General features: G+C 41.8%; 21 protein-coding genes. 9 read left to right on the plus strand and 12 right to left on the minus strand.

Annotated features, from left to right (window positions below):
- Positions 1-5: 5 nt before the first annotated feature.
- Complete coding sequence (locus PAUR_RS17860) at positions 6-614, plus strand: alpha/beta fold hydrolase (protein WP_192509086.1); 609 nt, start codon at positions 6-8, stop codon at positions 612-614.
- Here PAUR_RS17860 and PAUR_RS17865 read toward each other — a convergent pair.
- Complete coding sequence (locus tag PAUR_RS17865; RefSeq protein WP_192509087.1) at positions 608-817, minus strand: hypothetical protein; 210 nt, start codon at positions 815-817, stop codon at positions 608-610. The two genes, PAUR_RS17860 and PAUR_RS17865, sit on opposite strands and share 7 nt — an antisense overlap.
- 381 nt (positions 818-1,198) lie before the next feature.
- On the opposite strand from PAUR_RS17865, the gene PAUR_RS17870 reads away from it, so the two are divergent.
- Complete coding sequence (locus PAUR_RS17870) at positions 1,199-1,672, plus strand: Dps family protein (protein WP_192509088.1); 474 nt, start codon at positions 1,199-1,201, stop codon at positions 1,670-1,672.
- Between the two features lie 237 nt (positions 1,673-1,909).
- Here PAUR_RS17870 and PAUR_RS17875 read toward each other — a convergent pair whose 3' ends face one another.
- From PAUR_RS17875 to PAUR_RS17890, 4 genes are all read right to left on the minus strand, one after another.
- Complete coding sequence (locus tag PAUR_RS17875; RefSeq protein ID WP_318782630.1) at positions 1,910-3,964, minus strand: S9 family peptidase; 2,055 nt, start codon at positions 3,962-3,964, stop codon at positions 1,910-1,912.
- 87 nt (positions 3,965-4,051) lie between these two features.
- Complete coding sequence (locus tag PAUR_RS17880) at positions 4,052-4,591, minus strand: hypothetical protein (RefSeq protein WP_192509089.1); 540 nt, start codon at positions 4,589-4,591, stop codon at positions 4,052-4,054.
- Between the two features lie 144 nt (positions 4,592-4,735).
- Positions 4,736-7,879 carry an efflux RND transporter permease subunit gene (locus PAUR_RS17885; protein WP_192509090.1) on the minus strand — a complete coding sequence of 1,048 codons (3,144 nt, stop codon included), beginning with the start codon at positions 7,877-7,879 and terminating at the stop codon, positions 4,736-4,738.
- Between the two features lie 16 nt (positions 7,880-7,895).
- Positions 7,896-9,056, minus strand: a complete 1,161-nt coding sequence (locus PAUR_RS17890) for an efflux RND transporter periplasmic adaptor subunit (RefSeq protein ID WP_192509091.1) — start codon at positions 9,054-9,056, stop codon at positions 7,896-7,898.
- Positions 9,057-9,335: 279 nt separating this feature from the next.
- Between PAUR_RS17890 and PAUR_RS17895 the strand changes: the two genes are divergently transcribed.
- Both PAUR_RS17895 and PAUR_RS17900 read left to right on the plus strand, forming a co-directional pair.
- A complete protein-coding gene (locus PAUR_RS17895; protein ID WP_192509092.1) occupies positions 9,336-10,493 on the plus strand; it encodes a tetratricopeptide repeat protein in 1,158 nt (385 codons plus the stop codon).
- 101 nt (positions 10,494-10,594) lie between these two features.
- Entirely contained in the window at positions 10,595-12,367 is a 1,773-nt protein-coding gene (locus PAUR_RS17900) for a PKD domain-containing protein (RefSeq protein ID WP_192509093.1), read from the plus strand.
- Between the two features lie 79 nt (positions 12,368-12,446).
- Here the strand turns inward: PAUR_RS17900 and PAUR_RS17905 are convergent, their stop codons facing one another.
- The 3 genes from PAUR_RS17905 to PAUR_RS17915 all read right to left on the minus strand — a co-directional run bounded on the left by PAUR_RS17905 (position 12,447) and on the right by PAUR_RS17915 (position 16,884).
- On the minus strand, positions 12,447-15,311 hold the full coding sequence (locus tag PAUR_RS17905; RefSeq protein ID WP_192509094.1) for a TolB family protein: 2,865 nt from the start codon (positions 15,309-15,311) through the stop codon (positions 12,447-12,449).
- Between the two features lie 92 nt (positions 15,312-15,403).
- Positions 15,404-15,649 carry a hypothetical protein gene (locus PAUR_RS17910; protein ID WP_192509095.1) on the minus strand — a complete coding sequence of 82 codons (246 nt, stop codon included), beginning with the start codon at positions 15,647-15,649 and terminating at the stop codon, positions 15,404-15,406.
- A 383-nt stretch (positions 15,650-16,032) separates the two neighbouring features.
- Positions 16,033-16,884 carry a D-hexose-6-phosphate mutarotase gene (locus PAUR_RS17915; protein ID WP_192509096.1) on the minus strand — a complete coding sequence of 284 codons (852 nt, stop codon included), beginning with the start codon at positions 16,882-16,884 and terminating at the stop codon, positions 16,033-16,035.
- A gap of 384 nt (positions 16,885-17,268) precedes the next feature.
- On the opposite strand from PAUR_RS17915, the gene PAUR_RS17920 reads away from it, so the two are divergent.
- From PAUR_RS17920 to PAUR_RS17930, 3 genes are all read left to right on the plus strand, one after another.
- On the plus strand, positions 17,269-18,498 hold the full coding sequence (locus PAUR_RS17920) for a porin (RefSeq protein WP_192509097.1): 1,230 nt from the start codon (positions 17,269-17,271) through the stop codon (positions 18,496-18,498).
- Between the two features lie 162 nt (positions 18,499-18,660).
- Positions 18,661-19,200, plus strand: a complete 540-nt coding sequence (locus PAUR_RS17925; protein WP_192509098.1) for a carboxymuconolactone decarboxylase family protein — start codon at positions 18,661-18,663, stop codon at positions 19,198-19,200.
- A 67-nt stretch (positions 19,201-19,267) separates the two neighbouring features.
- Positions 19,268-19,672, plus strand: coding sequence for a YbaN family protein (locus PAUR_RS17930; RefSeq protein WP_192509099.1), 405 nt, complete (start codon positions 19,268-19,270; stop codon positions 19,670-19,672).
- A 40-nt stretch (positions 19,673-19,712) separates the two neighbouring features.
- On the opposite strand, the gene PAUR_RS17935 is transcribed toward PAUR_RS17930, so the two are convergent.
- Together PAUR_RS17935 and PAUR_RS17940 are read right to left on the minus strand one after the other, a co-directional pair.
- A complete protein-coding gene (locus PAUR_RS17935; protein ID WP_192509100.1) occupies positions 19,713-20,483 on the minus strand; it encodes a substrate-binding periplasmic protein in 771 nt (256 codons plus the stop codon).
- Between the two features lie 433 nt (positions 20,484-20,916).
- The gene (locus PAUR_RS17940; protein WP_192509101.1) at positions 20,917-22,608 is read right to left on the minus strand and encodes a methyl-accepting chemotaxis protein; all 1,692 of its coding nucleotides are present in this window, start codon (positions 22,606-22,608) and stop codon (positions 20,917-20,919) included.
- A gap of 262 nt (positions 22,609-22,870) precedes the next feature.
- Between PAUR_RS17940 and PAUR_RS17945 the strand changes: the two genes are divergently transcribed.
- Together PAUR_RS17945 and PAUR_RS17950 are read left to right on the plus strand one after the other, a co-directional pair.
- The gene (locus PAUR_RS17945) at positions 22,871-23,713 is read left to right on the plus strand and encodes a hypothetical protein (protein ID WP_192509102.1); all 843 of its coding nucleotides are present in this window, start codon (positions 22,871-22,873) and stop codon (positions 23,711-23,713) included.
- 523 nt (positions 23,714-24,236) lie between these two features.
- Positions 24,237-24,485 carry a DUF3297 family protein gene (locus PAUR_RS17950; protein WP_192509103.1) on the plus strand — a complete coding sequence of 83 codons (249 nt, stop codon included), beginning with the start codon at positions 24,237-24,239 and terminating at the stop codon, positions 24,483-24,485.
- Between the two features lie 220 nt (positions 24,486-24,705).
- On the opposite strand, the gene PAUR_RS17955 is transcribed toward PAUR_RS17950, so the two are convergent.
- Positions 24,706-25,194 carry a hypothetical protein gene (locus PAUR_RS17955; RefSeq protein WP_192509104.1) on the minus strand — a complete coding sequence of 163 codons (489 nt, stop codon included), beginning with the start codon at positions 25,192-25,194 and terminating at the stop codon, positions 24,706-24,708.
- Between the two features lie 35 nt (positions 25,195-25,229).
- On the minus strand, positions 25,230-26,072 hold the full coding sequence (locus tag PAUR_RS17960; RefSeq protein WP_192509105.1) for a hypothetical protein: 843 nt from the start codon (positions 26,070-26,072) through the stop codon (positions 25,230-25,232).
- Positions 26,073-26,313 lie beyond the last annotated feature (241 nt).

Raw genomic sequence — 26,313 nt, forward strand, 5'->3', positions numbered from 1 at the left:
CACATATGACAATTCGGCGCATCGTAGTATTACATGGTTTGTATATGTCAGGCTTTGTGATGCGCCCACTGTGCGCCAAACTTAAGAAACGCGGCTTTGATATATTAAACTTTAGCTACAATACCCTAGACCCTGACAAAACAGCGATTTTTACCACGCTTGATGATTTTATTGGTCATCAAGACACCGCGCTTGTGTGCCACTCAATGGGCGGGCTCGTCGCGCGCGCTTATTTAGAACAACACTCTATTGCCAGTCAATCGGTGAAAAAGGTCATCACGCTTGGCACCCCACACAAAGGCAGTGCAATCGCCAAACATATGCACAATAAAGGGCTTAACATGCTACTTAAAAATAGCATTGAGTTCTTACTCACAGATAATCAAGATTGGCCCTTTTCTGCAAAACTCTATAGTATCGCTGGCGACCTGCCTTTAGGTTTTATGCCGATCTTACAAAAAGGCAGTCGTTCAGATGGCACTGTATTGCTTGAGGAAACACAATTACCAGGCATGGCTGAACATAAAATATTTCACGTTAGCCATACCAGTATGATCTACTCTCGACAAGTTACGCAATATATCAATTCCTTGCTGACCGACGATCATCAATGATCGCCTTTCTCAGCAACCTTATAAGCAATAAATGCCAGTACACCAACAATCAAGGGTACCGGTGCCGCGATGTAACCAAACGAATCTGAGTTTGCGATACTGGCTCCCGCTAAATGCCCAACTAAACCAACCACAAATACCAACAACGCCATAATCACAACGACTATCTCACTCTTATGTTGAGATGGTGTTTTACCTTGCATAATAATACTCCTAAATTCCATCTTCACTGTTTTCAGCACGCAGTGCTGAAGTTCATTGTTATTATGCGCTTAGGTAATGTGTGATTTTTGACCTAAATCAAATATTGCATCGCCTTCATTTAATGCCTTGCTAGAATTTGAACGAGATCAAGTATTGACACGTTAGCAGTCATTTTATAGCAATTTGGCAAGCTCTATTCCAACACGTGATAACGACACTTGCCTTATACCACCTATATCAATGAGCATTAGAGTTAAATCAACAAAAACAAATAAAAAGTGAAAATCAATTGATTTTACAGATTACTCTTATTGATTTAACTCGTTGGGCATTTGCCAGACATTCATCCATACTGAACTCATCGAAATAAGGAGCCTACTATGAAAAACACAAATTCAATCGGTTTAGACAATCAAAAAAGCCAAGCACTCGTTGCGTCATTAAACACTCTATTAAGCAGCTACCAAATTCAATATATGAACGCGCGCGGTTTTCATTGGAACATCAAGGGCCGTAACTTCTTTGAATTGCATTTAAAATTTGAAGAAATTTACAACCTTTTATTAGAGAAGGTTGACGAAATTGCTGAGCGAATTTTAACCATAGAAGGCCAGCCTTTGCATGTCTTTTCTGACTACCTTGAGCAAAGCCAAATACGTGAAGCAAAAGGGATCAGTGATGGTACACAGGCGTTAGAAAATCTCTTGACTGGTTTCACAACTTTGATTGGCATGCAACGCATCATACTGGCAGAAGCGGGAGAAGCCGAAGATGAAGGTACCGCGGCTCTGATGAGTGATTACATTAAAGAACAAGAAAAGCTAGTCTGGATGCTCAAAGCTTATTTGAACTAAAGCGAATAAAGCACTGTGATGCTACGGCTAACCTATTTATAGATCAGCCGTAGCCTCGAAGAAAGACACAGCTCAAATCACCTAGTGTATCCTTTTACAATTAAAACCTTTTGCACTCTGGTATACATTATTAGGCCATCAATATATACCTGCCAACAGCCATGTACCTGACAAATAAACATTCAGCGAAAGAGCATAGCTGAGCAGGCTATATTCTTTTCATGCATCTTGGTAATGCTAGTCAAGTAAGCTTATGAAAAATGCCATTTCAAGGGCCTTTTCATGAAGACTCTTAAAACGACCTGACGCACCACCATGACCCGCATCCATATCTGTTTTAAACAAAAGCAAATTATTATCTGTTTTGTACTCTCGTAATTTAGCAACCCACTTCATCGGTTCCCAATATTGAACTTGAGAATCATGTAGTCCGGTCGTCACAAGTATATTTGGATAGTCTTTTGCTTCGATATTATCATACGGAGAATATGCTAAAATACTGTGGTAATCGGGCGCGTTATTGGGGTTGCCCCATTCATCATATTCGTTGGTTGTAAGCGGTATGGTCTCATCTAACATGGTGGTAAGTACGTCCAAAAATGGCACGTGACACCCAATGCCTAGATATAACTCTGGCGCTTGGTTCGCTACCGCTCCCATCAATAAGCCACCAGCACTGCCACCTGATGCAAACACTTTATTTGAATCACCATAACCTTGCTGTGTGAGTGAACGCGTTACATCCACAAAATCATTAAAACTATTTTCTTTAAACGCTTTTTTACCATTTTCATACCAGGTGCGTCCTAGCATTTCTGAACCACGAATATGTGCAATTGCGTATACAAAGCCACGATTCAACAAACTCAATGTGGTACTAGAAAAAGTAGGGTCAATGGTAATTCCATACGCCCCGTAGCCATATTGCAGCAGAGGGTTTGTGCCATCTTTTTTAAAGCTCGCTTTTTTATATACCAAAGAAACCGGTATATTTACTCCATCTCGAGACGTCACAAAAACACGTTCACAACCATAGTCATCGCTGTTAAATTCACCAAGTACTTCTTGTTGTTTACGCAGCACTTTATTGCCACTGACCAAATCACAATCATACACCGAACTTGGGGTCGTTAGGCTTGAATAATAAATGCGGACGGTTGTTGCGCCTGGTTCTGGGTTTTGACCAACTCCTGCATAATAACACGCATCATTGAAAGTAAGCTGATAGCTCCCCCCTTGATAATCATGAACAACAAAGCGTATTTGCCCCATCTCTCTTTCCGTCACAACAAAGTGGCTGTCAAACAACTCTAAGCCTTCAAGCAACACATCTGCTCTATGTGCTACCACCTCTTGCCATTGCTGCACTTGCGCTATGTTCTGCTGCGAAGCCGTTAATAAACGGAAATTAATCGCATTATTATTGGATAATATATAATACGTGTCGCCCAGCTTATCCAAGCCATATTCATGGCCCATAGTCCTCGGTATTAAGCGCTCAAATTTCCCTTCTGGACGAGTTGCATCTAACACCAGCAAATCACTTGTTTCAGTTGCTGACAAATAAATATAGATTTGGCTTTCATCACGGCTTTTGCCAAGTCCCATATAAAACTGATGATCATGTTCTTCATAAACCAACACATCGTCACTTTGTGGTGTGCCTAATATATGCCTATATACTTGAGTACCGAGTAATGTTTGTTCGTCTTTCCTGACATAAAAAACCGTTTTATTGTCATTGCCCCAGACCAATTCACCTTCGGTGTTGGCTAACACATCATGTAAATACTCCCCCGATGCGATATCTTTAAATCTAAAAGTATAAATACGGCGACCATCTAAGTCTTCACTGTATGCAAGTAACTGATCATTTGGGCTAACAGCCAAATCGCCAACATCATAATATTCATGCTCTCGCGCTAATTCATTGACATCGAGTAACAATGTTTTTTCGTTAAGGTGCTCATCTTTCGCCCGATAGTGACATGCATATTCATTATCCCCACTCACATCACTGACATACCAATAAGTACCATCTTTGACAGGGACGGAACTATCATCTTTGACGATGCGTGCTTTCATCTCCTCGAATAATGACGTTTGCAAACTTTTATGCGGTGCCAATGCCGCTGCCACGTGTTCATTTTCCACATGCAAGTGATTCAAGATCTCGTCATTCTTTCGCTGGTCATCTCGCATCCAATAGTAATTATCGATACGCTGGTGTCCATGATGTGTCATACTATGGGGGATTTTTTTCGCTGTTAAAGCAGAGTTGATGTCGGCCACAGATTGTTCCTAACTTATTGATATTTTACTCAGTCTATCATAGTCAATTCATCTAGCCAGTGCTGATTTTAGTGTGTCTATTTTTATCTAGATGGCTTCCCACGCAACTTGCCACAATGCGCCTTCATTGGGTTCAAATTGCGCCGCGCCATTACGGCAATACTCCGTAAAAGGCCATGGCTTACAACGATAACAACGCTGAGATTTCTCATGCCAAACACGGGTACCTTGTTGATATGTTTGCTGCTCTTTTGGAAAAATATAGTCGTAGGCAGGTATTGAATGAGCTGGCTTTTTTGGCTGTACTTTACACTTAAACTCGACCTTGCACGCTATGATGCCACTGTCTGTATGGGCCATTACTGGCAGTTTCCCTCGCCCTTGTGTATTTATTTGATTCACTCTCACAAGTGGCACATGAACATTTATCGTATTCGCAAGTTCACTGCTCCAAGCATGAGCCGCGCATTGACTGTGGTAGCCAATGACCAATTGAACACACAACGCCTTCACTTCTCCAGTTGAAGTGTAAAACCTCACAGAAACAACATCACCCATATGTAGTTGTCGAAATCGAGCTAGAACACCAATTTCTTTCCAACACTCCAAGTCTTGATGTTGACTCACATACTTTACTCTTTCACTATTCAATTGCACGCAAGTATAGCGTTGAGCGCAATAAATACAACTTTTTGGCTAGTTTAAAAAAAATAGCAATCCTTTAAGACCAAAAAACCAGCGTGAAGCTGGTTTTTTGGTCGCTCTACTTAATTAAGCAGGTGAAAAACGCATTTTTACAAAACGCACGAGCTTTAAAACAAATTCAGCAGCCTTACTAAACACCTGCTGTATATCGGTCAAAATGATATATAAGCACGGTACCAATAGTAACGTGATCAGGGTAGCAAATAGCACTGCAAACCCTAGAGAGACCGCCATAGGGATCACGAACATTGCCTGCAAACTTGTTTCAAACATGATGGGTAATACACCCATGAAGGTGGTAATTGATGTGAGTGTTATCGCTCGAAAACGCGCACAACCAGCTTCAATAACCGCTTCTTTTAATGCCATGCCTTGTTTGCGTACTTGGTTAACAAAGTCAGTCATTACTAGGGAGTCATTAATAACAACGCCGGCGGCAGCAATGATGCCGTAAGCAGACATCATACTCAATTCTAAACCAAAGAATAAATGCCCCCATAGCGCGCCCACTAAGCTAAACGGGATCACTGACATGACAATGAGCGGCTGGGCATAACTTTTTAATGGTATCGCCAATAAAATGTAAACTAACAGCATCCCCATCACAAAGAAAATGGCTTGTTCATTTGCTTGTGCTTGTTGCTCTTCAATTGCACCACTTAGCTTCGTTTTAACGGTTGGAAAATTAGCAAGTAGTTCTGGTAAGATCACATCGTCAATTCGGGTGGTCACGGCTGTGGGTTCAATTGCTTCTTCATCGATATTGCCATATACATAGACTGTGCGATAACCCTCTTCTCGGCGTATTTGGCTGATCCCTGGCTTCTCAACTAAGTCAACCACGTCACCGAGCATGACTTCTTTACCCGTCGCAGTAGTGATCAGTGTATGCTTCAATGAAGAATATGCTTCGCGTGTCAATTTTGGATAACGTACCATGACACGTACCTCTTCCCCATTACGAATAACACGTTGCGCTTCGCCACCATAATAACTAGCGCCAACTTGGTTACCCACATCTCGTAATGTTAACCCTAGATCATAAGCAACTGGCTTAAGGATAAGCTGAACTTCTTTACTGGCAGGGTCGATAGATGAACTAATATCAAACAACCCTTTTTCTTGCTGCAGCAGGGTGATCAACTGTCGACCAGCCGCATTGAGCGTATCTATATCCGAGCCATATAACAAGTAACCAAAGTCACCGCCACCACCGAGGTTAATGACTTCATCCTCAACTTGAATTGATTTAACTCCAGGAATTTCTGGCATTTGTTCTCGCCAACGGCGTGTCAGTTCAAAGGTATTAAACGGGCGTAACTCTTCATCCACTAACGGTGCCATCACTTGACCATGTGTGCGGTCGCTATTGAATACCATGACATTTTTGACCATTGCCACACCAAACTCTTGCTCAACTTGTTTGTCTACAGTGAGTACAAGCTGTTCCAATTGTTTGATAGCGCTAATCGTTTGTTCATCCGAGACATTGTCATTCATGGTAATTTTTATTGCTGGAAAATCATGTGGGATCTTCGGTAAAAATAATGTGCGAACGGCACCACTGCTCAATAAAGCGAGACTGATAGCAAACACACCAATGAATGAGAAAAGTACCGTCCAACGCCATTCTACACACGTTGTCACAAAGCGTTTATACGGCCCATTTACAAAACCGAAGAAACGGCGATTAAATCCATTTCGCCAACTTTTTTCTGCCAGTGGTTTAAACTTAATTTGCGCAATGTGTGCTGGCAAAATCAGTTTCGACTCAACTAAACTGAACACTAGACATAACAGTACAACACCCGCAATGGAAATAAAATTCGCACTATCTGGACCGGTAGAAAACATCAAAGGGGCAAACACAGCCATAGTCGTCAGTACACCAAACGTTGCAGGTGTTGCCACGCGCTTTGCACCCCTTATTACGTTTTCAACGCCAGGGCCTTTCTTTTCAACTTCAGTATACGCACTTTCGCCAATGACGATTGCATCATCAACCACGATTCCCAGCACCATGATAAAGGCAAATAAAGAGGTTACATTTACAGTGATCCCTAATACAGGCATCATCATCATTGCGCCTAAAAAACACACCGGAATACCAATGGTGACCCACATCGCCAACTTAAAGCGTAAAAACAAAAACAGCATCAATGCAACTAAAAACATCCCTTGCAGCAAGTTGGTTTTCATCATGCTCAATCGACCATTTAGGTAATAGGTCATATCAACCAATGGTTTAATCTCAACACCTGCAGGCAGTTCGGTATTTTTAAGTTCGATATAGGCTTTAACGGAATTAGCCACCGGTACCATGTTCTGCTCAGTCGTTGCTTTAACTTGAATATAAACGGCATTTTTACCGTTTAACTTAAAGTAACGTTCACCTTCGGTAAATTCGTCTTTTATTGTTGCCACATCTTTTAGCAAAACTCGCGCACCACTGGCCCCTACTTTGACAGGAAGTTGACGAAACTCATCGCCATTGTAAGATTGGTTTTCCACTCTCACAGAGATAACACCAGCGCTTGTTCTGAGTTCACCTGCTGAAATATTGGCAGAGTAATTGCGGATGGTACTCGCCACATCTTCAATCGTTAAATTGTATTGACGTAACATATCAGGCTTAATTTCTATCGCAATTTCATCTAATGGCACATCAACCGACACCAAAGAAACATTACCCAACAGAAGTAATTCATCTTCTATTTGTTTTGCAATAGGCTTCAGTTGCGTAAGTGGCAAATCAGCGGCCACTGTCATCCCCACCACATCTTGACGAAATTCAGACTGACTGACCGTCAAAGGTTCCATCGCAGCTGGAAATGTCGCGATACTATCAACTCTAAGCTTCACCTTATCCAAGACATCGGTTAATTCAGCATTCGCATCCACCTTCAGTCTCGCACTACCAGTACCTCTCGAAGCTCGGTAAACTGCTTCTTCAACTTCAGTTACATCCTGTAAAGACTCTTCCAACTTGATCAGAATACTTTCTTCAATCTCTTGTGGAGATGCACCAGGATAATTTGCTGTTACCGTGATGTAATTCAGCTCAACATTAGGGAACATTTGTCGTTGGATCGTTGAATAAGTAAAAAAACCGACAAGGATAATAAACCACATTAACAAATTCGCGGCTACGGAGTTATTTGCAAAGTAGGCAATTAGCCCAGTTTGCTTTTGCTGTTCATGAGTACTCACAGTGCACACCTACCTTTTAAAGTTTTTCAGTTGTGTCATGCTGCGATGAATCTGCACCAGCTACTTTTACTGCCATACCTTTTTGTGGATATTCAGGCACTGTCATAACAATTTTCTCATTGTCGTTAAGACCTGCACTCACATAAAAATAGGCTCCCTCTTCTCTAATGACTTTTACTTCTCTTGGCTCTAACTCATTGTCCGCATTAAGCAGCCACACCGTTTGGTTATTGACCAAATCTTGCGGTAATCGGTAAATTTTATTCAGTGTTTTACCGCCAAAGCTGACTTGCACATACGATCCAAATCTAACTTCAGGTTGACGCGTTTCTAACCCATAAGGATCTTCAACACGCACAACGAGATTAACCATACGCGTATCACTGTCTACGACTCCTAAATCACGATGAATCGACGCATGACGCGTAAAACCATTGAGTCCACTTTGTTTAATTGTGGCTGCAATTCCAGTCACTCTTTCTGGTAAAAATGCACTATCAAACCCTGCAATTGGAATAACAATCTCTGCAAATTCAACATTATTTAACGTCGCAACTGGTGATCCTGTGCTCACAAATTGGCCCACACCCACATCTCGAGAAATGACTAACGCATCATAAGGCGCTTTCACTTCACAATTATCTAAGTCTCGCTGTGCTCTTTTTAACGCCGCTTTTGCTGATTTTACACCCGCCTTCGCACTCAGTACTTGTGGTTTACGCAAAAACAAGTCGGTGTGTTTACGGTTTGGAAAGCGCTTCGCTTCATCAGCTGCAACATCCGCCAATGCCCTTTCTTCAATAAGTGATGCTTGAGCGCGCGATAACTCTGCTTCAGCTTGTAATACTGCCGCCTCATAATTATCTTTCTCTATACGCATCAGGACATCTCCGCGTGCCACAATGCCACCAGAGACAAAATTCGAGTGCCATTCGATCACTTCTCCAGATACCTGTACTGACAGTTGAGTCGACTCAAATGGCTTAACTTCACCATAACTGTTTATCACAACCTGATGATCTAATGCTGACACCGTTTCAATTTCGACTATCGGCCGACTATCTACGTGCGCTTTTGCATCTGGCTCTGCTGCTAGCGCATTAATCCCCTTAGAACCGGCTATACCAATTGTTAACGCCACGAAAGGCAAGATCCATTTTAATGTTTTCGTTTGCATGACTAAATTATCCTGTAATAATTTCCTACAGCTATACTATCAAGATTAGTACCGCAATGAACGTGACATTTGTAAGATTCTGTTGCGACATCAGGCATTTTTTATAACAAAACCATTACCTCTAATACCCTATTCGTATACATAGAGGCATAATCTCCTCACTACCACACGTCATAAAGCCAGTGATATGTATATTACGAGCCCACATTAAGATCCGATTACACCTTGTACGATAAATTGAAAGACGGTAAATTAAGGTTTTATTTCTTGAGATACGAGATGAAGCAAGTCTTTATTATCATACTATTAGCATCATTAATCGGATGTACATCAACCGAACTCCCTTCATCAACCGAGCCTCAAGATCCAAGCTCATTATTCAACCACAGTCTGTTCAACGAACAAGCCGTGATTCCAGAAGCAGACATTTTCTTATTGCCAACCGCTGAGCAAGTTCAGTTTCATGCGTATCATCAAGACGCGCTAACAAAAGGGGTAAGAGAAGATAGAATCATTGCGAACTATCTAAATACTAAACTTAATGAGTTTACTTACGATGGGGCGACATTATCTGCAGCGCAAACATTGGTACAAGATGAAGGAAACTGTATTAGTCTTGCTATATTGACGCAGGCATATGCCAACTTAATTGATGTTGAAACAAGCTTCAGAGAAGTGGCATCCATTCCGGTCTACAAAAAAACAGAACGCACCTTACTTGTCTCAAATCATTTTAAAACAAAGCTCTTTGCGCCAGATGACAATCCCGAAGGATGGATCAGTGCAATACGCCCCGGTACTGTTATCGATTACTTTCCAGCACAAGATATTTACTTTGTCAGTACTGCAACAGTGGATGATCTGACGGCAAAGTTTTACGCAAACCTCGCAACCAATGAGTTACTAAATGAACAGTTTGATAAGAGCTACTCTTATTTAAAACAAGCATTTAAACATAAAAAAACAGACCCCGAGTTGATCAACCTCGCTGCCATTTTACACCGTAGGGCAGGCGATGCTGACACGGCAAAAAGACTATTTGAGTATGCTATTCAACACAGCCTTATCAGCAGTAACCTGTTATCGAGTTATACCTATCTAGCAGCAGAGCTCAACGATATGATATTAGTCAAAAAACTAGAAGCCATGAGTGAAGCCTCAGCAAAAACCCCTTTTGACATCATCAACATTGCTAGAAAAGCCTTTATGAATCAGCATTATACCCGAGCAGAAAAATTACTTTCTGAACTGGTACAGGAGTTTCCATATTTGCCAGAACCTTATTTTGAACTTGCCAAACTTCATTACCAAAAAAACAACCTCAGTACCTCCCAACACTTTTTATCTGAAGCATTACTCAAAGCAGAAGACCAGAAAAAAGCTGGTATATATCAAGCTAAATTAAGCTCACTAGAGCAATTACTCTCCAAAAGGTAACGCTAAAGTTAACAAAAAACACTTTACAGTTAACAAATTTCTAACTATGTTGGTTGTGTTCGATTTTTATACAAACGACAACTACATGTAAGGAAATTAAAATGAAAGTGCGTTATTTACTACCATTAATTGGTTCAGTATCGTTAACTACAATGGCACAAGCGCCGCTTACTGAAGCGCAAATGCTAAAATATACCAGTAAAACCAGCGAAGCGGTGATCGGTGCAAAAGAAGAAACAAACATTGTCCTGACAACCAAAGCAGGATCGTTTAAACAAACCATAACGCATCCCGATGCCAGCTATATAAAATTACACTTTAAGAACCTCGACCTAAGTGGTGGCGGCAAGTTGGTCGTTAGAAACCTCGATGGCAGTGAGCGTTACGAATACACCATCTCTGATATGAAAAAAGCCACTCTCGACGCCAAATTAGGTGACAATGGTACAACCTCATTTTCTACCATGTCAGTATCGAGTGATGCTGTTGTCGTAGAATACACAGCAGGATCGAGTAACGTCACTCCAGTCATTGATCATTATTACTATGGTAAAGAAAACGGTATCAGTATTTTAAATGGCACCGACGTCGATACTCAATCAACTTGTGGTATCAATGAACGTAAAGACGTGCAATGTTGGGCTGAATCTCACCCTGTTGAATTTGAACGCAGTCGTCCTGTTGCCCGGCTCGTTATTGGTGGCCGTAGCTTGTGTACTGGTTGGCGAGTGGGCGCTGATAACCGCATGTTTACCAATAATCACTGCGTTGAAACTGCAGCAGAGCTGGCCTCTACAGAGGTTTGGTTTAACTATCAAAACACTAGCTGTAATGGCTCAACCAGAGAAACAGTTGTTAAAGTCACGGGTAAAGATTTCTTTGCAACCGACTACACATTAGACTACACACTCTTTTCAATTAATGACTTTGCTAAAGCAGCACCATTTGGTTACTTTGGATTAGATGTACGTGACGCAACGCAAGGTGAACGTATCTATATTCCTCAACATGGTTCAGGTAACCCCAAAGAGCTATCGATTGAATCTGATCAAGATAACAACAACCTATGCCAAGTGAATCAAGCTAATGCGAATGGCCGCGGTACTGGCACTGATTTAGGTTATTACTGTGATACCATTGGCGGCTCTTCTGGCTCGCCAGTATTAGCGGCAGCAACCAATAAAGTAATTGCCCTGCATCACTTAGGTGGGTGCACCAACAAAGGGGCTAAAATTAGCCGTATTTGGCCTCAAGTTTCTTCACACTTTAACGGTATACCTGACGGTGACAATGGCTCGACGGATCCATTACCAACTGCGAGCTTCTCTGCAGACTGTTCAGCACTAAATTGTAACTTTGATGGTACTGCATCAACCTCACCAAATGGCTCGCTTAGCCAATACGAGTGGCAATTCGGTGATAACAGCAGCAATGGGTTTGGTGCAAACACCAGTCATAGCTTTACAGCAGCTGGTGATTACACTGTGTCATTAACGGTAACCGACTCTAGTGGTGCGACAGCAACAACCAGTAAAACAGTCTCAGTCAATGATGGTACAGACCCTGCTCAGTTACAAAATGGCGTCGCTAAGTCAGACTTACAAGGCAGTAACCGCTCTGAAGAGTTCTTCTATTTTGATGTACCAGCCGGCGCAACTAATATTAAATTTAACCTATATGGCGGCACTGGTGATGCTGATTTATATGTGAAAAAAGACCAGAAGCCAACCACGTCTAATTGGACATGTCGCCCATATAGAAGTGGGAATAGCGAAACATGTACAGTCAATGAAGGAGCTGGTCGGTATCACGTCATGATCCGAGCTTATAGAACATTTAGCGGTGTATCTCTAAAAGCTGACTACACTCAATAATCAACATCTGTCTATCTCCTAGTTAGACGGAGGGCGGCTTCTTAAACAAGCCGCCCTCATATATTCAAGTGCTCATACATTACTTTTGATCGTACCAAACACCAAGCCACACTCTATTTTCATTTTCCAGAAGCCTACCGGATACCCGACCCAAGCCAAAATCAATACGTAAATCACTCACACCTGCAGGTGCAAACTTTCCTAACCAACTGCTTTTTTCGATAAACGTAGTGAATTGAAAACCATAACTGTTACCTAAAACCTCATTATCTAGGTGGTGTTGATGATAATATAACCATGGTTTATTCACGCGCCAACTTACTCCAGCACCAAACTGCTGATAGTGATTTCCTTGCCTACTAGATAACGCCAATTCTGGTATGAACACTTGATTCGCCTCAATGTTGTTATCCAAAATAGGTGTAACAAATCCCCCTAATTGCAAGCTACTACCTTGGCGCAACATTTGGTTGGTTTGTATATACCAAGGAATATGAGCAACCTTTCCAGAGATATGCGCTGCAACATCATATCCCTGCCATACATGCTCCCCTATTTCGCCTTCATACCAATGCCACGACATGGCATTCGCAAGCGCAAAATCTTGTTGGTCATCAGACCAACGATAAGCCGCACCAACGCGCAACCAATGCGCGCGCTGGTCTACATATTGACGCTCCAAATCACTGATATGTGCAGCTAATTGACCCTTAAACGCCCACCTTGAATACGTCAATGTGTTTGAAAGTTGCACGAAGCCTCCTTCCCTTTTTTGCTCGTGAACAAGCTCACTTCCACCCTCATTGTGAGGGCGATGTGCAACATCAAATACTTTCCCCTGCCACTTCACTCCCTTATCTTCATAGTGAATATCCGCAAAATACCCTGATAACTTGGTTGCTGTTGTGTCTTGCACTAGGCCCACTTGCCAACTTAATTGCTCTAAGAAATCAGAGCCTTTAACTCCCACGTGAATGAGTGAACTTGATGCGCTATTGTACTGAATCCCAAGTGCTAAAGAGCTTGACTGCTGCCAAATATCATAAGGCAATTTAGGGTGAACGGGCTCGTATATTTGGGCTTCAGATAAATATCGGGTATGTTTTTGTGTAGTGTCCATTCGCGAGCTTTTAAGGCCCCTCTTTATGTTAACCGCCTGCACCTCATGACCTACTTGTGTCGAAATAATACGCAACTCAACGCCCTGTGCATTCATCGATAGAAACAACAGCGTATCATCATCTAAAAAAGTGGGATAACCAACCACCTGCTGGCCTTTGGTGATCTTTGTTAGTTTTTCTGTTTCAAATTCATAACTGTACATATCTATGTCACCATCAACACCCGCTATAAAGACAATGCTACCATCATCTGGATGCCATTGCGGATGTGCCACATATTGATAGCCTGCCGGCATTGGCACTTCATATTCAATGCCATTGTCAATGCGTCGAACAATCAATTGCCAATGGCGATTCAAACCCGTTTTTAAATAAGCTAAGGCATGTTCACTGTAGCTTAAAGTTGGAAAATCATACACTTCCCCCAACTGATGTTCTGTGAGTGGGGTGATATGCTGAGGTGAAAGGTGTATCGATACTAAATCAGAATATCCATAGCGAGCTTGTTCTGCATATACATACTTACTTTTTTTACCCACCGTAAATCGACGAATACTTGCGCCAGTCGTCAGTTGAGTGAGTGTATTGCTGTTTAATGACCAGCGAAATAGCTCACCACTGACATGATGATCATTGACGTGCTCTTTCACCCCAGACACAAACAATATGGTGCTATCATCCAACCACTGCGGGTAACGAATGCTTTCGTGGTTTCGTGATGGCAATTGGTATTGTCGCTCCCGATGAAATACCTCTGGCGCTTTATCAACAATATCCAGCTCATCGCGTGCTAATACTTGCTGCTGCTCACTGGCAAATTCTTTGGCCGCCTGAGCATTGTCTTCATTTGCATAGACATTCAAATACACAGCGCCTTGAGCATTGCGTTCAACCAACGCAAGTAGTGACTTATTTGGCGACAATGCAGGGCTATGTGCACTGAAATCTGCTTTCATCCATACTGTGTCATCCAACTGCGGCTCAGCACGTTCTTGTTGCATACTGTGATACGTATATTCTGCAATAAAGCGCTGATAAAGCTGTTCTGCTGGTTGCCCAAACACGCCTGTAAATGCGTCTTGAAAACGCCGTTTTTTTACCGCTTGCATTCTCACCCAGACAGCATCAAGTGTTTGCTCTGAGTAGTTTTTTTCGAGCCAAGCAAGAAACCGTCCCCCCAACAAATATGCCATGGTGTTAGATAAATACCGCTCGTCTGCACCATTGAGTTGGTGATAAGTCGGCAATGCTCCTTGCTGAGCAAACCTAGTTAATATTGCTTCGCTAAAGTTATCGTAGAGGCGCCCTCGTCCTGTCATCTTTGATTCTAATAATGTTGCATACCCTTCTGCTACCCAGCGTGGCATTGTTGCTTCATGCAAATCATAGAGATCCCAGCTATTACGAATGCGTTGTCGCCATCGGTTACGTGAGGGCTGAGATAAGTGGACCAAATGTACATATTCATGAAGAATAAGTAGTTGCTGCCACCCTCGACTGTTAGAAATAACCGTGTCTGATTGCGGTGGCGTGGTAAACAGTGCCATCAATGGCGAATCTGTACTGGGCAACGCAAACCCGTTTGCGCCATGGATAGGATCAAATACAACCACATCTGCAATTGCGGGTAAACTGCGATTTTGTTGCGTTAAAATAAACTGTCGAACTTGCTCTAATTCTTGCGCAGCTGATTGTGCCCATGCATCGTGACCATCAGTAAAGTGCACATTAAAATGGGCGGTACGTAACGTTGACCACTCAGGCGTCGCCCAACCCGAAAAAGAGAGACCGCAAACACTGATCCAGAGTAATAATCGCAGCATAATCAACTCAAAATAACCACCTTATATTAAGTATCGCAAATAATGGCAATTATTTAATCTAAACACTCAAAGGTAAGTGTAAAAACATATTACTAACTCGGGTGTACCGTTGGGTTTGCCAAAGAAACAAATAAGCTTAAAATACCAGCAGACACAACAAGAACACATATCGCCAGCGATGCACTTAATCCTGCGTAATACATTGCTGCTGCCACCAAAGATGCGGCACTCCACACACCAAGTCGATGTAAATAACGACTGATTGTATTACTTGCTTTAACGTTGATCAGTACAGCAATCACTAATAATAATGCCAACAAACACAGTATCACTAACATATTCACCTCCTGTTAACATTCATTATATGCTAATGATAACTATTATCAAATAAATATCGTAACTTAATTTTAAATATGCTCTGTAAGCACTTCACGATTTACAATGAAAGAAGCAAAAAAACATACGACTGTTAACCCACATTTATCTGTAGTCTACATGATGATTATGCGTCTACTTTTTGTGAGCCTTGTAAATTATGTCGCACAAGTAGGCCTCAGTACACGTGGGGTACAACCATGAAGGGGAATATTATGTGTCAGTTTTTACCAAAAAACGGTAGGTTATAGAGACTATCATTGTACCCATTTATCAAGATGGACGCGCTATCGCACCTTAAAGGTATTATCACCGCCGGTGGTGCAATAGCAAAAAATTAGGCCGCTTAAGCCCAGCGAATACGGGTAGATAAGGTGTGGCTTTCTCCAGGATTAACCACAATAGCATCATCCATAACGTTTGCCGCTTCCAAACAGAGCATCGATAAGTATTCATCATCTTTAAAGTTACTTAAACGCTGCGACTTTTCAACCCAAGGGTTCCATAAAACACATGACTGAGAGTTTTCTCTGCTCACTTCAATACGCCCATCTGGTGTATTAATCATTTGTGTAGCAGGCGCTTGGGTGTACACCATATCTGTTTCTCGCGCGAAATGTACTACCTCCTCTTGTAAGAACGGCCCCTGGCCAAACTCAATATATTGAGCACCTTGTAGGCCGTCAACAGACGTTTCATTAATAGACGGAGTTGGAAAATACGCATGTAAGGCTTGCGTCAATGTAAATGCGTTTTGGCCTAGATTGGTATTGGTTAAGCGCACCTCAATACTTTGGCCAAACAAAAATGTTACCTCTAATTTAGACTGATGCGGCCAGTAAGTGTCATCGACTAATGTCATAGGCAAAGATAAACGAACTTCCACATGGGTATCATGCTCAATAACTTCCTCAGCGCGCCATATAAGTTTGCGTGCCACCCCATGAATAGGCCATTGTGGATCACTGTGCACGCCAAACCATGGCCAACAAATCGGGATCCCCCCACGTACGGCTTTACCTTCAATGTAATCTTCGTCAGCTGAAACCCAAATCAAATTGCCTTGGCCTTTCGGGGTAAACTCTGTTAACTGTGCGCCTTGTAAAAATACCTTCCCTCGACATAACGCACTATCAACCTGTATATACTCAAGCCCGCTATCTGTACGCTGAATAGACACTGATGCAGAAAGTTCCATACTTCACCTTATTATCGTGTTTAAAAAACATTATCTAGGTTACCCAATTTACCTATCCTGAGTAAATAAATAACCGTCAATATGAAGCATCTTCATACACACCACAACCAATTCATTGCGTATCAAATCATTACTCTGCTGGGCTTATCATCATTTTCTATCCTTATAAATGACACTCCAAATCATATTAGATTTTGCGTCACACACTGCTGTACCGTCTCCACGCGTGCGTTTTATTGCAACATTTATAACGTTAATAAAATAAGGCTAAGATATTAATAATATAATTAATTATCAGATATTTTTATCAGTTAATTAGGATTAGAACACGATATGGTCTACCCTATTACTATTCTTTTTGACAACATCATATGAAGCCTATTCATGTTAAAATTTACCGCTCTTGCATTGGCAATCAGCGTATTGTCATATCCAGTATCTGCCAGCACAGATGAGTTAGCACAACTTAAACAGCAGCTTGCCAAGTTACAACAGCAAATACAAAAAATTGAAGACGACGCAAAAAAAGCGAAAAAAGCGGCGCCATCGAAGTCATCTGGTATCAAAGTAGGCGGTGCTGTGCGAACGAATTATAGTCATACTTCGTATAGCGATGGTAATAAAAATCGCGGCGGAGATTTTGATTTCGATTTATTTCGTATCAATTTCTCTGGTGATATTGGCGACGTTTCACTCAATGCTGAGATCCGCTTTTTCGATTATATGACTGCGGTAAAATACGCCTACGTTGGCTACGATTTCGCCGAACATTGGCAAGTTCAAACCGGTATTACCAAAGTACCGTTTGGCAATTGGCCCTACAATTCGCACAACTACTTCTTCAGTACAAATTACTATATCGGCTTAGAGGACGATCATGACTTAGGCGTATTATTTAAGCGTAAACTCAGTGACAACTGGCAGTTAGATTTAGGTTTTTTCAAAAACGATGAACTCGGTGGTATTGATGGATATGTGAGTGATCGCGCTGATCGTTACTCTTATGATGTCGTCGGTTATCGTCAAAGTCGTGATGGCATTTATGACAACCCTACTCACCCGATTGGCGAATATAATACCTTTGCCGCACGTTATGGATACCATATTCAGCACTCGGGTGGGACGACCGAAATCGGGTTTTCAAGCCAATTTGGTGGGTTACACGATGGCCATGACCGAGTTGGTGATAGTTTGGCTTGGGCATTACATGTGAATAGCAATATAGGGCCATGGAACATTCAGCTACAACATGGCGAATATGATCACGATATTGAAGGGTTTGATCGAATGGCTGTGGGCGCGTATGCGTTTTACGATAGTATTGCAGCGCAAGCCACCACATCCAGTGCCAACCTCGCATATAGCATGCCCGTTAAGTGGGGTGCGGTCACCGGATTACAATTTTACAATGACTTCGGTATTATTTATGACAAATCGGATGCCAGTGCTGACACCTGGATGAATGTCACCGGCGTATCGGTTGCTGCTGGTGGGCTATTTACTTACTTTGATTTAGTACATGCCAAGAATCAACCCTTTGTAGGCGGCTCCATTGCAGGTGATAGCGATGACATGGAGCGTCGCTTTAACATCAATATTGGCTACTATTTCTAATTCTGTATGGGTCTATCTGCTTAGTGGTGCGACCCTATTCCGCGTAGAAAACTTTCATAATTAACTAGACGATTTACACACACTTTATAGCCAAACCTTATTTGAGTGATCATTCAAATAAGTTTAACCTTAAATCTTACTCAATAAGAAAGGGATACCCCCATGGCTCAATTCGATATTCATACGTTAGACAGTGCACCACAAGATAGTAAACCACTACTACAAGACTCTATAAATACATTTGGGATGATCCCAAATTTACACGGTGTCATGGCTGAATCAGCGCCTCACTTACAAGCCTATCAAACATTACACACACTATTTCTACAATCCGCGTTTACCAGTGATGAAAAAACGGTTGTATGGCAAACCATTAATATTGAACATAATTGTCATTATTGCGTACCAGCGCATTCAGCCATCGCCAAATCAATGGGTGTAGATGACACACTCAACCAAGCACTCAGAGATCACACTGCACTGCCTAACGAACGGCTTGAAACACTCCGTACCACGGTATTACAGCTAGTCAGAAATCGGGGGATTTTATCTGACAAGGAACAACAGCAATTTTTCGACGCTGGTTATACACAGCAACATTTGCTCGATATTATTTTAGGCCTTGCGCAAAAAATCATGAGTAATTATGTCAACCATTTAGCTAACACTCCTGTAGATAAACCATTTGAAGCCTTTATCTAAGCGCAATACCTCGCATTTCATTGACCCTGTGATAAGCTTAAAGGAGCTGATTTACAGGGTCATAGGCATGCAGAAAAAGATAAATGGTATTTTCAATAGGTGCTTTTGGCTGCATTTAACAGGCATTGTGTTTGTTGCACTTGGATTTATTGGCATTGTGCTCCCAGTCATGCCCACCACCATTTTCTTTATTCTTGCCCTTGCGTGTTTTACCCGCTCTTCACCCCGTTTTGCAAACTGGCTGCTTAATCACCCTAAATTTGGCTATAGCTTGCAACAATGGCAAAAGTATCAGGTTGTACCACCCAAAGGGAAGTGGGGGGCGGGAATTGGTATGAGTCTTGGGTTCTTGATCTTATTGTTAAATCAACCACCCGTGTGGGTTTTAGTCATTGTTGCGGTCACTGAGCTTGCGGTGTTAGCCTACATCTTGCGTAAGCCATCATACCCACCTTTATCGGGGCCAGCTTAGCCATCACCGTAACATACGGTCAATAACAGCCAAGCTGAGTTTATAAATACTGCTGATACTGAGACAATAAGTCCTGCGTAATTTCTTTGTTCGCGTTTATTGCTTGATTAATTACCTGCAACTGCTGTGAACTAACATAGCCTTGTCGAAACATAAAATACACTGGGTTGCGATGCACGACCTGAGCGGTTTCCAACAAATGCACATAATGCCTTTGCTTTAAAAAATAACGCCCAGACAGCTCATCTTCAACCACATAGTCTAATCGCTGTTTATTTAATAAATCAAAACGTTGTTTTGCCAGTGGTAATTCTGCGATTTGCGCTGGAAAACGCGCCACCAGCTGGGAGAATGACGCTCCATAAAAACTGCCGAGATTTATCCCTATGGTCCCTTTATTTATCAAAATATGCTCTATCGTTGCCTTTACCACGTCACTATCTCGATGTGCATACAACCGCATCACCTCTTCACGATACGCCTCTGTAAATGTTGCAAAGTCAGCACGTTGCTTGGTATAGCTGGCAGCAAAAAGCATATCGATAGTGCCTTTTTTCAACTGCTCAAATGCGCGACTTGAAGAAGGAAGTTCGACAAATGACACGCAATAATTGGCTGCACTCAATATGTTTTTAATAATATCAACATCCACCCCAATAAATTTATCAGGCTGTTTAATCACATAAGGTGGCCAACCTTCGTTAATACCAACACGCACCTTCTGTTGGCAAGCAAACGCAGCATAATGCCAACCAAGCAGTACTAAAAATATAACGAGTTTAAAAGCATGGTGATTCATAACCCTTGGCATGTTCTTTATCTATTTACGTTATTATTATTTTATATCAATACTATAGCACCGCTTGTACACAATAAGTAAACTAATTAATCTCAGGTTTGGATAAGGGTTTTGGAATAGAAAGTGTTTTGTAAACAAACTTATGTACAATCCAGTGATGATATTTTGCTCAATATCAAGGCGCTTTTATGCAGTAATAGCGGGCTATTACAAATGAAAGCAACGCCGAGAGTGAGAAAAATAGCTTTATTGGGCAAATTCGCTTATCCAGAGCTGAGGTTAATTATATTTGCGCAATATGCTCTATTAATGTTGAATACCTCAAACCATAAAAGCCTCACCAAGGGTCGGTTATGGTGAAGTTTTCGCGATATAGATTTTAAAGTAAAGGAAAGGTGTAGACGCTATTGAGGAGACTCAATAGCGTCTTGGCGCGTGCCGCAGACTAGGTTACAAATTGATCAAAGTTTGCATGTAGGTCTACCACCCGTTTTGCAATATTTTGATTGGCCTCAGATGTTTCACTGGCTCCTTGCGCCGTTTCAGTTGCTAAGTCATTAATGTTATTTACACTTTTATCAATATCTCCTGCTACCACCGACTGCTGCTCGGCTGCGGTGGCTATTTGGGTATTCAAGTCATTAATTAAATCTATCGATTGCGCCGCTTCATCCAGTGTACTACGTGTCTCTCGGCTTTTACCTAAACAAGCACTGGCGCTTTCTGTTCCTTTAGCCATACTCACAACCACTTTATTGGCTTCTGTTTTTAACCGTGAGAGTAAATCTTGAATATCAGCCGTTGAGCCTTGTGTGCGGCTTGCCAAGGTACGTACTTCATCAGCAACCACCGCAAAACCCCGCCCAGTTTCACCAGCCCTTGCCGCTTCAATGGCTGCGTTAAGGGCAAGTAAGTTCGTTTGTTCAGAAATACTTTGTATTGACTCCAGCACTGTGCTGATATTATTGGTTTCTTCCACTAAAGAGGTAATGTCTGCTGACGCTTCGTTCATTTCACCAACTAAGTTCTCAATAATGTCATTGGTTTCTGTTGCAATGGCTTTACTCGACGCCACCTTATTACGCACATTCTGTGTCGCTTCCGCTGCATTTGCTGTGCTTTTTGATACATCTTGTGTGGTGGTGCTCATTTGATATACGGCCGCGGCCACCATTTCAGTTTGGCTTTTTTGATCCAATACATTTTGCTGAGTCTGACCGACCACTTGTGTGGCTAATTCAGATGACTCACCCAAACTTCGCACAATATTATTGGTACTCGCTATAATGCTACGTAAATTACTAATAAACTTATTGAACTCTTTGGCCATAACCCCAGTTTCATCTCCAGCCGACTCGTCCAGTTGCACCGTTAAATCACCATTACCGTTGGCCACTGATTTTAATCGTTCAATAAGCGCATCAATCGGGACCGTGATCGAGCGACCAACCACCAGTGATATACCGATGGCAAATACGACTGCAACGGCTGATGTTATCGCAATCCACATAATGGCAGCTTGTTCATCGTGCTCAGCTTGTAAAGAGGCGTCTTGTGTAAATTGCTGAATGTTGGCTAACAATGCAATAAGCTCTTTTTTTAATTCATCTTCCTCATGTTCCACCACAAGTACATCTTCCATCAATGAAGTAAGTGCTTGCTCTTTAAGACGATTTAGCACCGCGTCCATATGCGTATGAGCCGTCCGATAGTGTTCATTAATTAAGCGCAACTGCTGATTCACTGTCCTAAACTTATTAGCCGATGCCTCTACATGCGCTTTTGTGACAGCGTCAGCAGAAAAGTCAATGGCATGCTCAAGCTCCTTATCTATTTTGTCATCCAACGCTGAAATATCCGTTAAAAGCGAGTTAAGGGGCTGTGCAAAACTCTGCTCACCTTGATCAATTAATGATTTGTACAATAACGCGCGCTCAAATAGCACCGCTTGTTCCAGTTGATGCTCCGTTATTTCCGTTAAAAATCGGGTGAGTGGAATGTCTTCTTCGGCAATATCAAATAGCTCATTGCCAATTTTAGCCATCTGCACAAGCGACAATACGCTTACAATTAACAATAAACCCAATTGCGCAATACCCATTGCATATATTCGGGTGCCAATATTCAATCTTTTCATACACTACTCGACCTATATTTACACTTATGGTTAACAGTGTAGTTACTCAAATTAGATCACGCGATCTTTCTTCGAAAACGCCCAATAATTCCCCCAGAAAAGTAATCATTTTGCTACCCGTCAACTATCCAGCAATGCTCAATGCATATTTTTATACAATTATAATTCCCACAGTTTCTGTATTAATAGGTACGCGAGTCATTTTATATTCAGGAAACCTTTGCTAACAATACAAAGGACATCAATTTATAAGGAAATTAAAATGATCAATACATGCGTTAAAACACTACTACTCATACTCACTATGCTTTTTTCTATCAGTACGTATGCCTCATCCTCCTCACCGCTTAATTGCTATTGGAAAGAAACATATAACACCGACATGGCACTCGCTGAAACTCAGTATTGCAGCAACATCACCGACCGCTTTACCGACGAATTTGAGGTGGCCAGCCGTATGTATATTCATGCCTCTCACTTTTGTGTCGCAACGAAAAAAACGGGCTACCTGCCCAAGTTGCAGGGAACAATAACCGTTGATGACGATACCAGTTGTTATAACGATGCCGTTTACTTTACTCCCGCTCCACCAACCCGAGTTGTAAATGGTTTCACACAAACACTGCTTGACTGTCAATGGCAAGCTTTACAGGGTGCTTACGCGCAATATACCTGTCAAAACACACCTGACAACACACCCGTTCCTTTTATTGCATCTAAGGTTGCAGTCGGGGCGCATTGTCAAATATTCGATAACCCCTCAGTAAATCACACCCTAGAATCTGGCGTAATAAGCACCAACGCAGCGAGCAACTGCCAAGTTGGTCCAGTTTATTTTCAAAAACATCCTGAACAACAAATCATCAATGGTGTCACCGTATCTTTGCAACAGTGTCAGTGGGAAACCGTTAACGCAACATTCAAAGTAAGAAAATGCAAAAATATTAATAATCAAGGCCTCGAACTCGTCGTGTCGAGTATTTTCAACAATCAACAATACGACTCGTTAGAACATGCCAATCAAAGTATACCGAACGGCGAACTAATCATGGATGAAACACTCAACCCACATAATCCCCCAGTCTATTTTCGCGTTAACCCTTAATTGATCACCGCCCACTCTGAGTTACTCAGTGAATGGACTATAAGCCACAAAAAGCCCGCGTTCTCTCATAGGCTTTTTGTGCACTCCACCACGCTCAATGTAGAAATCTCTATTTAACCTCAGGTTTGGATAAGGCTTTTGGAATAGGAAATATTGTTGTAAACAAACTTACGTACAATCCAATGATGATATTTTGTTCAATATCAAGGCGCTTTTATGCAGTAATAGCGGGCTATTACAAATGAAAGCAACGCCGAGAGTGAGAAAAATAGCTTTATTGGGCAAATTCGCTTATCCAGAGCTGAGGTTATTTACACCAAAAAATAGGCAGTGTTGTAGGGGTTATACTCGACACATAACAGGCAAAGTCAGTGATGTGTTTGCGGGGGGAATGACCCTCGTATTTAAGGGGGCGGCTATAACACGGCCGGCCATATGCCAGCATATTTCTTTTTAGTGGTACTTGAGCATAGGTGCTGTATTGCCTACAATGGCGCATATTTTACTCATAAGAAGTCATGCTATGAACGACACCACATCACAACCAACACTCCCAGATCGCCTTTCTATCAACCCACGCAGCCGTTATCACGTTGCGGCGGTGTTTGAGCATGATATTGGTATTAAAATCAATGGTAAAGAGCGTTTTGATGTTGAAGAGTACTGCATTAGTGAAGGGTGGATTAAAGTGGCGTCTCCTAAGGCACTTGATCGCAGAGGCCAACCTTTACTGCTGACTGTCAAAGGCACTGTGGAAGCATTTTATCGCTAAAACAGCCTCTGCCACGATTGTTGCTTGTCAAATGCATCGCAACGACAAGTAACAATCAAATTGTGTACAACTCACCATTTTGATATTTCAATCAGCCTATCAAGTAAAACGCATCGACAAAAAAAGCCATACATGTCAGCATTACTAACATATACAGCTTTTATTCATAACAAGTTAGGGGTCTTACTTTCAGCGCTATATCACGCCTAGGGGATACTACCTATGGCTGATGACCACAGCGATATACACGCGTTACTTTTTGCTCAGTTCTACAATTAGTTTCTACGGTGCGCGTATGCGTACTGGTTTTAAGCTGATTACTCGTTAAACCAATTGAGCCCGTGTATTTATACCAATCAATCGTTTTGAAACCATCCGGTTTAGTGTACCAATAGGTCCCCGTTTCATGCTTATATTGTGAGCCAGGACAAGATTTACTTTCATCTAAAACGCTGCTGCCGGTTACATAACGCGTCATTGGTAGAGGAAAATCAGGTTGGTTCCATAAATGCCCTAACCAAATTGTACCTTGGTAACCACAATGGCGTTTGGTTTCTGTGTATGTTTGCGTTTCTGTATCACACACACGCACATTACGTACTTCTACATCCCAATACCCTTGCCCACCAGGGCAGTTTCTTCTCGCTTCTGCAGTCACACTCGTGAGTGTTACTACCGCGGCAATTGCAGTTAAAATTACTGTTTTCATACCTATCCTTATACATTAATTAAATTTTGGCAGCTTTATAAATTAAAATGTTGACGCTGCTCTTTAGTAAATATGGCTTTAATTTCAGCCAACTTTTCCGAGTCCACAACCACAGCAGGGAAAGCATATGGACTGCCTGACGTACCTAACGTGTTGTCAGATACTTTGGAATACACATATTTTGATAGACGAGTAACTTCAGATTTTTGATACTCATCTAAGTTTAGAGATTTAACCGCATGCAACAGTGATTGTTGCTTTTGATAAACTTGTAAATTAGCTTGTTCCGATTCAAATGCCTGATAGTCTGCCAATTGCGCTTCATTCAACACACTTGCTAAACTGGAGCGATATGCCATCGCATTCGTAGACAAGGTATCCAGATACTCTTGTTGATAAAGGTCTGTGTCGTCAGGCCCATCATTAGCTAACTGACTAAAGCGCTGCCAAGATACAAAATCTTGCGCGGCTTTCTCATCAAGTAGTTTTTCCACAGCCTGCTGTCGATTTTCATCCAAAGCGAGCTGTCGAGTGAGCTGTAGCATCACCGGTTTAACCGAATACACTGCCAGTTGGCTTTTGATGGTTGCGATAGACGCAGCATCAAGCTCACCGTCATTCTGCTTTTGTTTAGGTAATGCAGTGTCTGTTGTGTGACGCTCTAGCACAACTGAAGGTAAAGGCGGCTCAAGGTGCTTAATACGCTCCCTCAACATGGCATTTTCTTGCTTCACCTCATATGAATTACACGAGATAGCAGGAACATCCTCACTCAGCGAGGTAACTTCATTTACGGTTGGCTCTTTTGATACGGCTTTAACGAGTGACACGCTAGCCACCCCGCCACATAAAAAAGCCACAATTAAGTACCTAATCATTTTATCTCCCTCAACCCCACACTAAGGCTCAAACACTTTTCATACGCTCCGGCGTCAATATCAATGTCGCATATCACAATGAACCACCGATGCAATCAATGGATGTCATCATTGGTTATTTCTCAACAACTGTAAATGCCAGATAACATTTAGTAATATTTGCTAATGAATTATAATATTTATTAAAATCAATAATTTAAGTTGTTTGTTTTTATTTAAATAAAAGAAGGGAGGGAGTGAG

Origin of the sequence: Pseudoalteromonas aurantia 208, assembly GCF_014858725.1 — a bacterium.
Lineage (GTDB): Bacteria > Pseudomonadota > Gammaproteobacteria > Enterobacterales > Alteromonadaceae > Pseudoalteromonas > Pseudoalteromonas aurantia.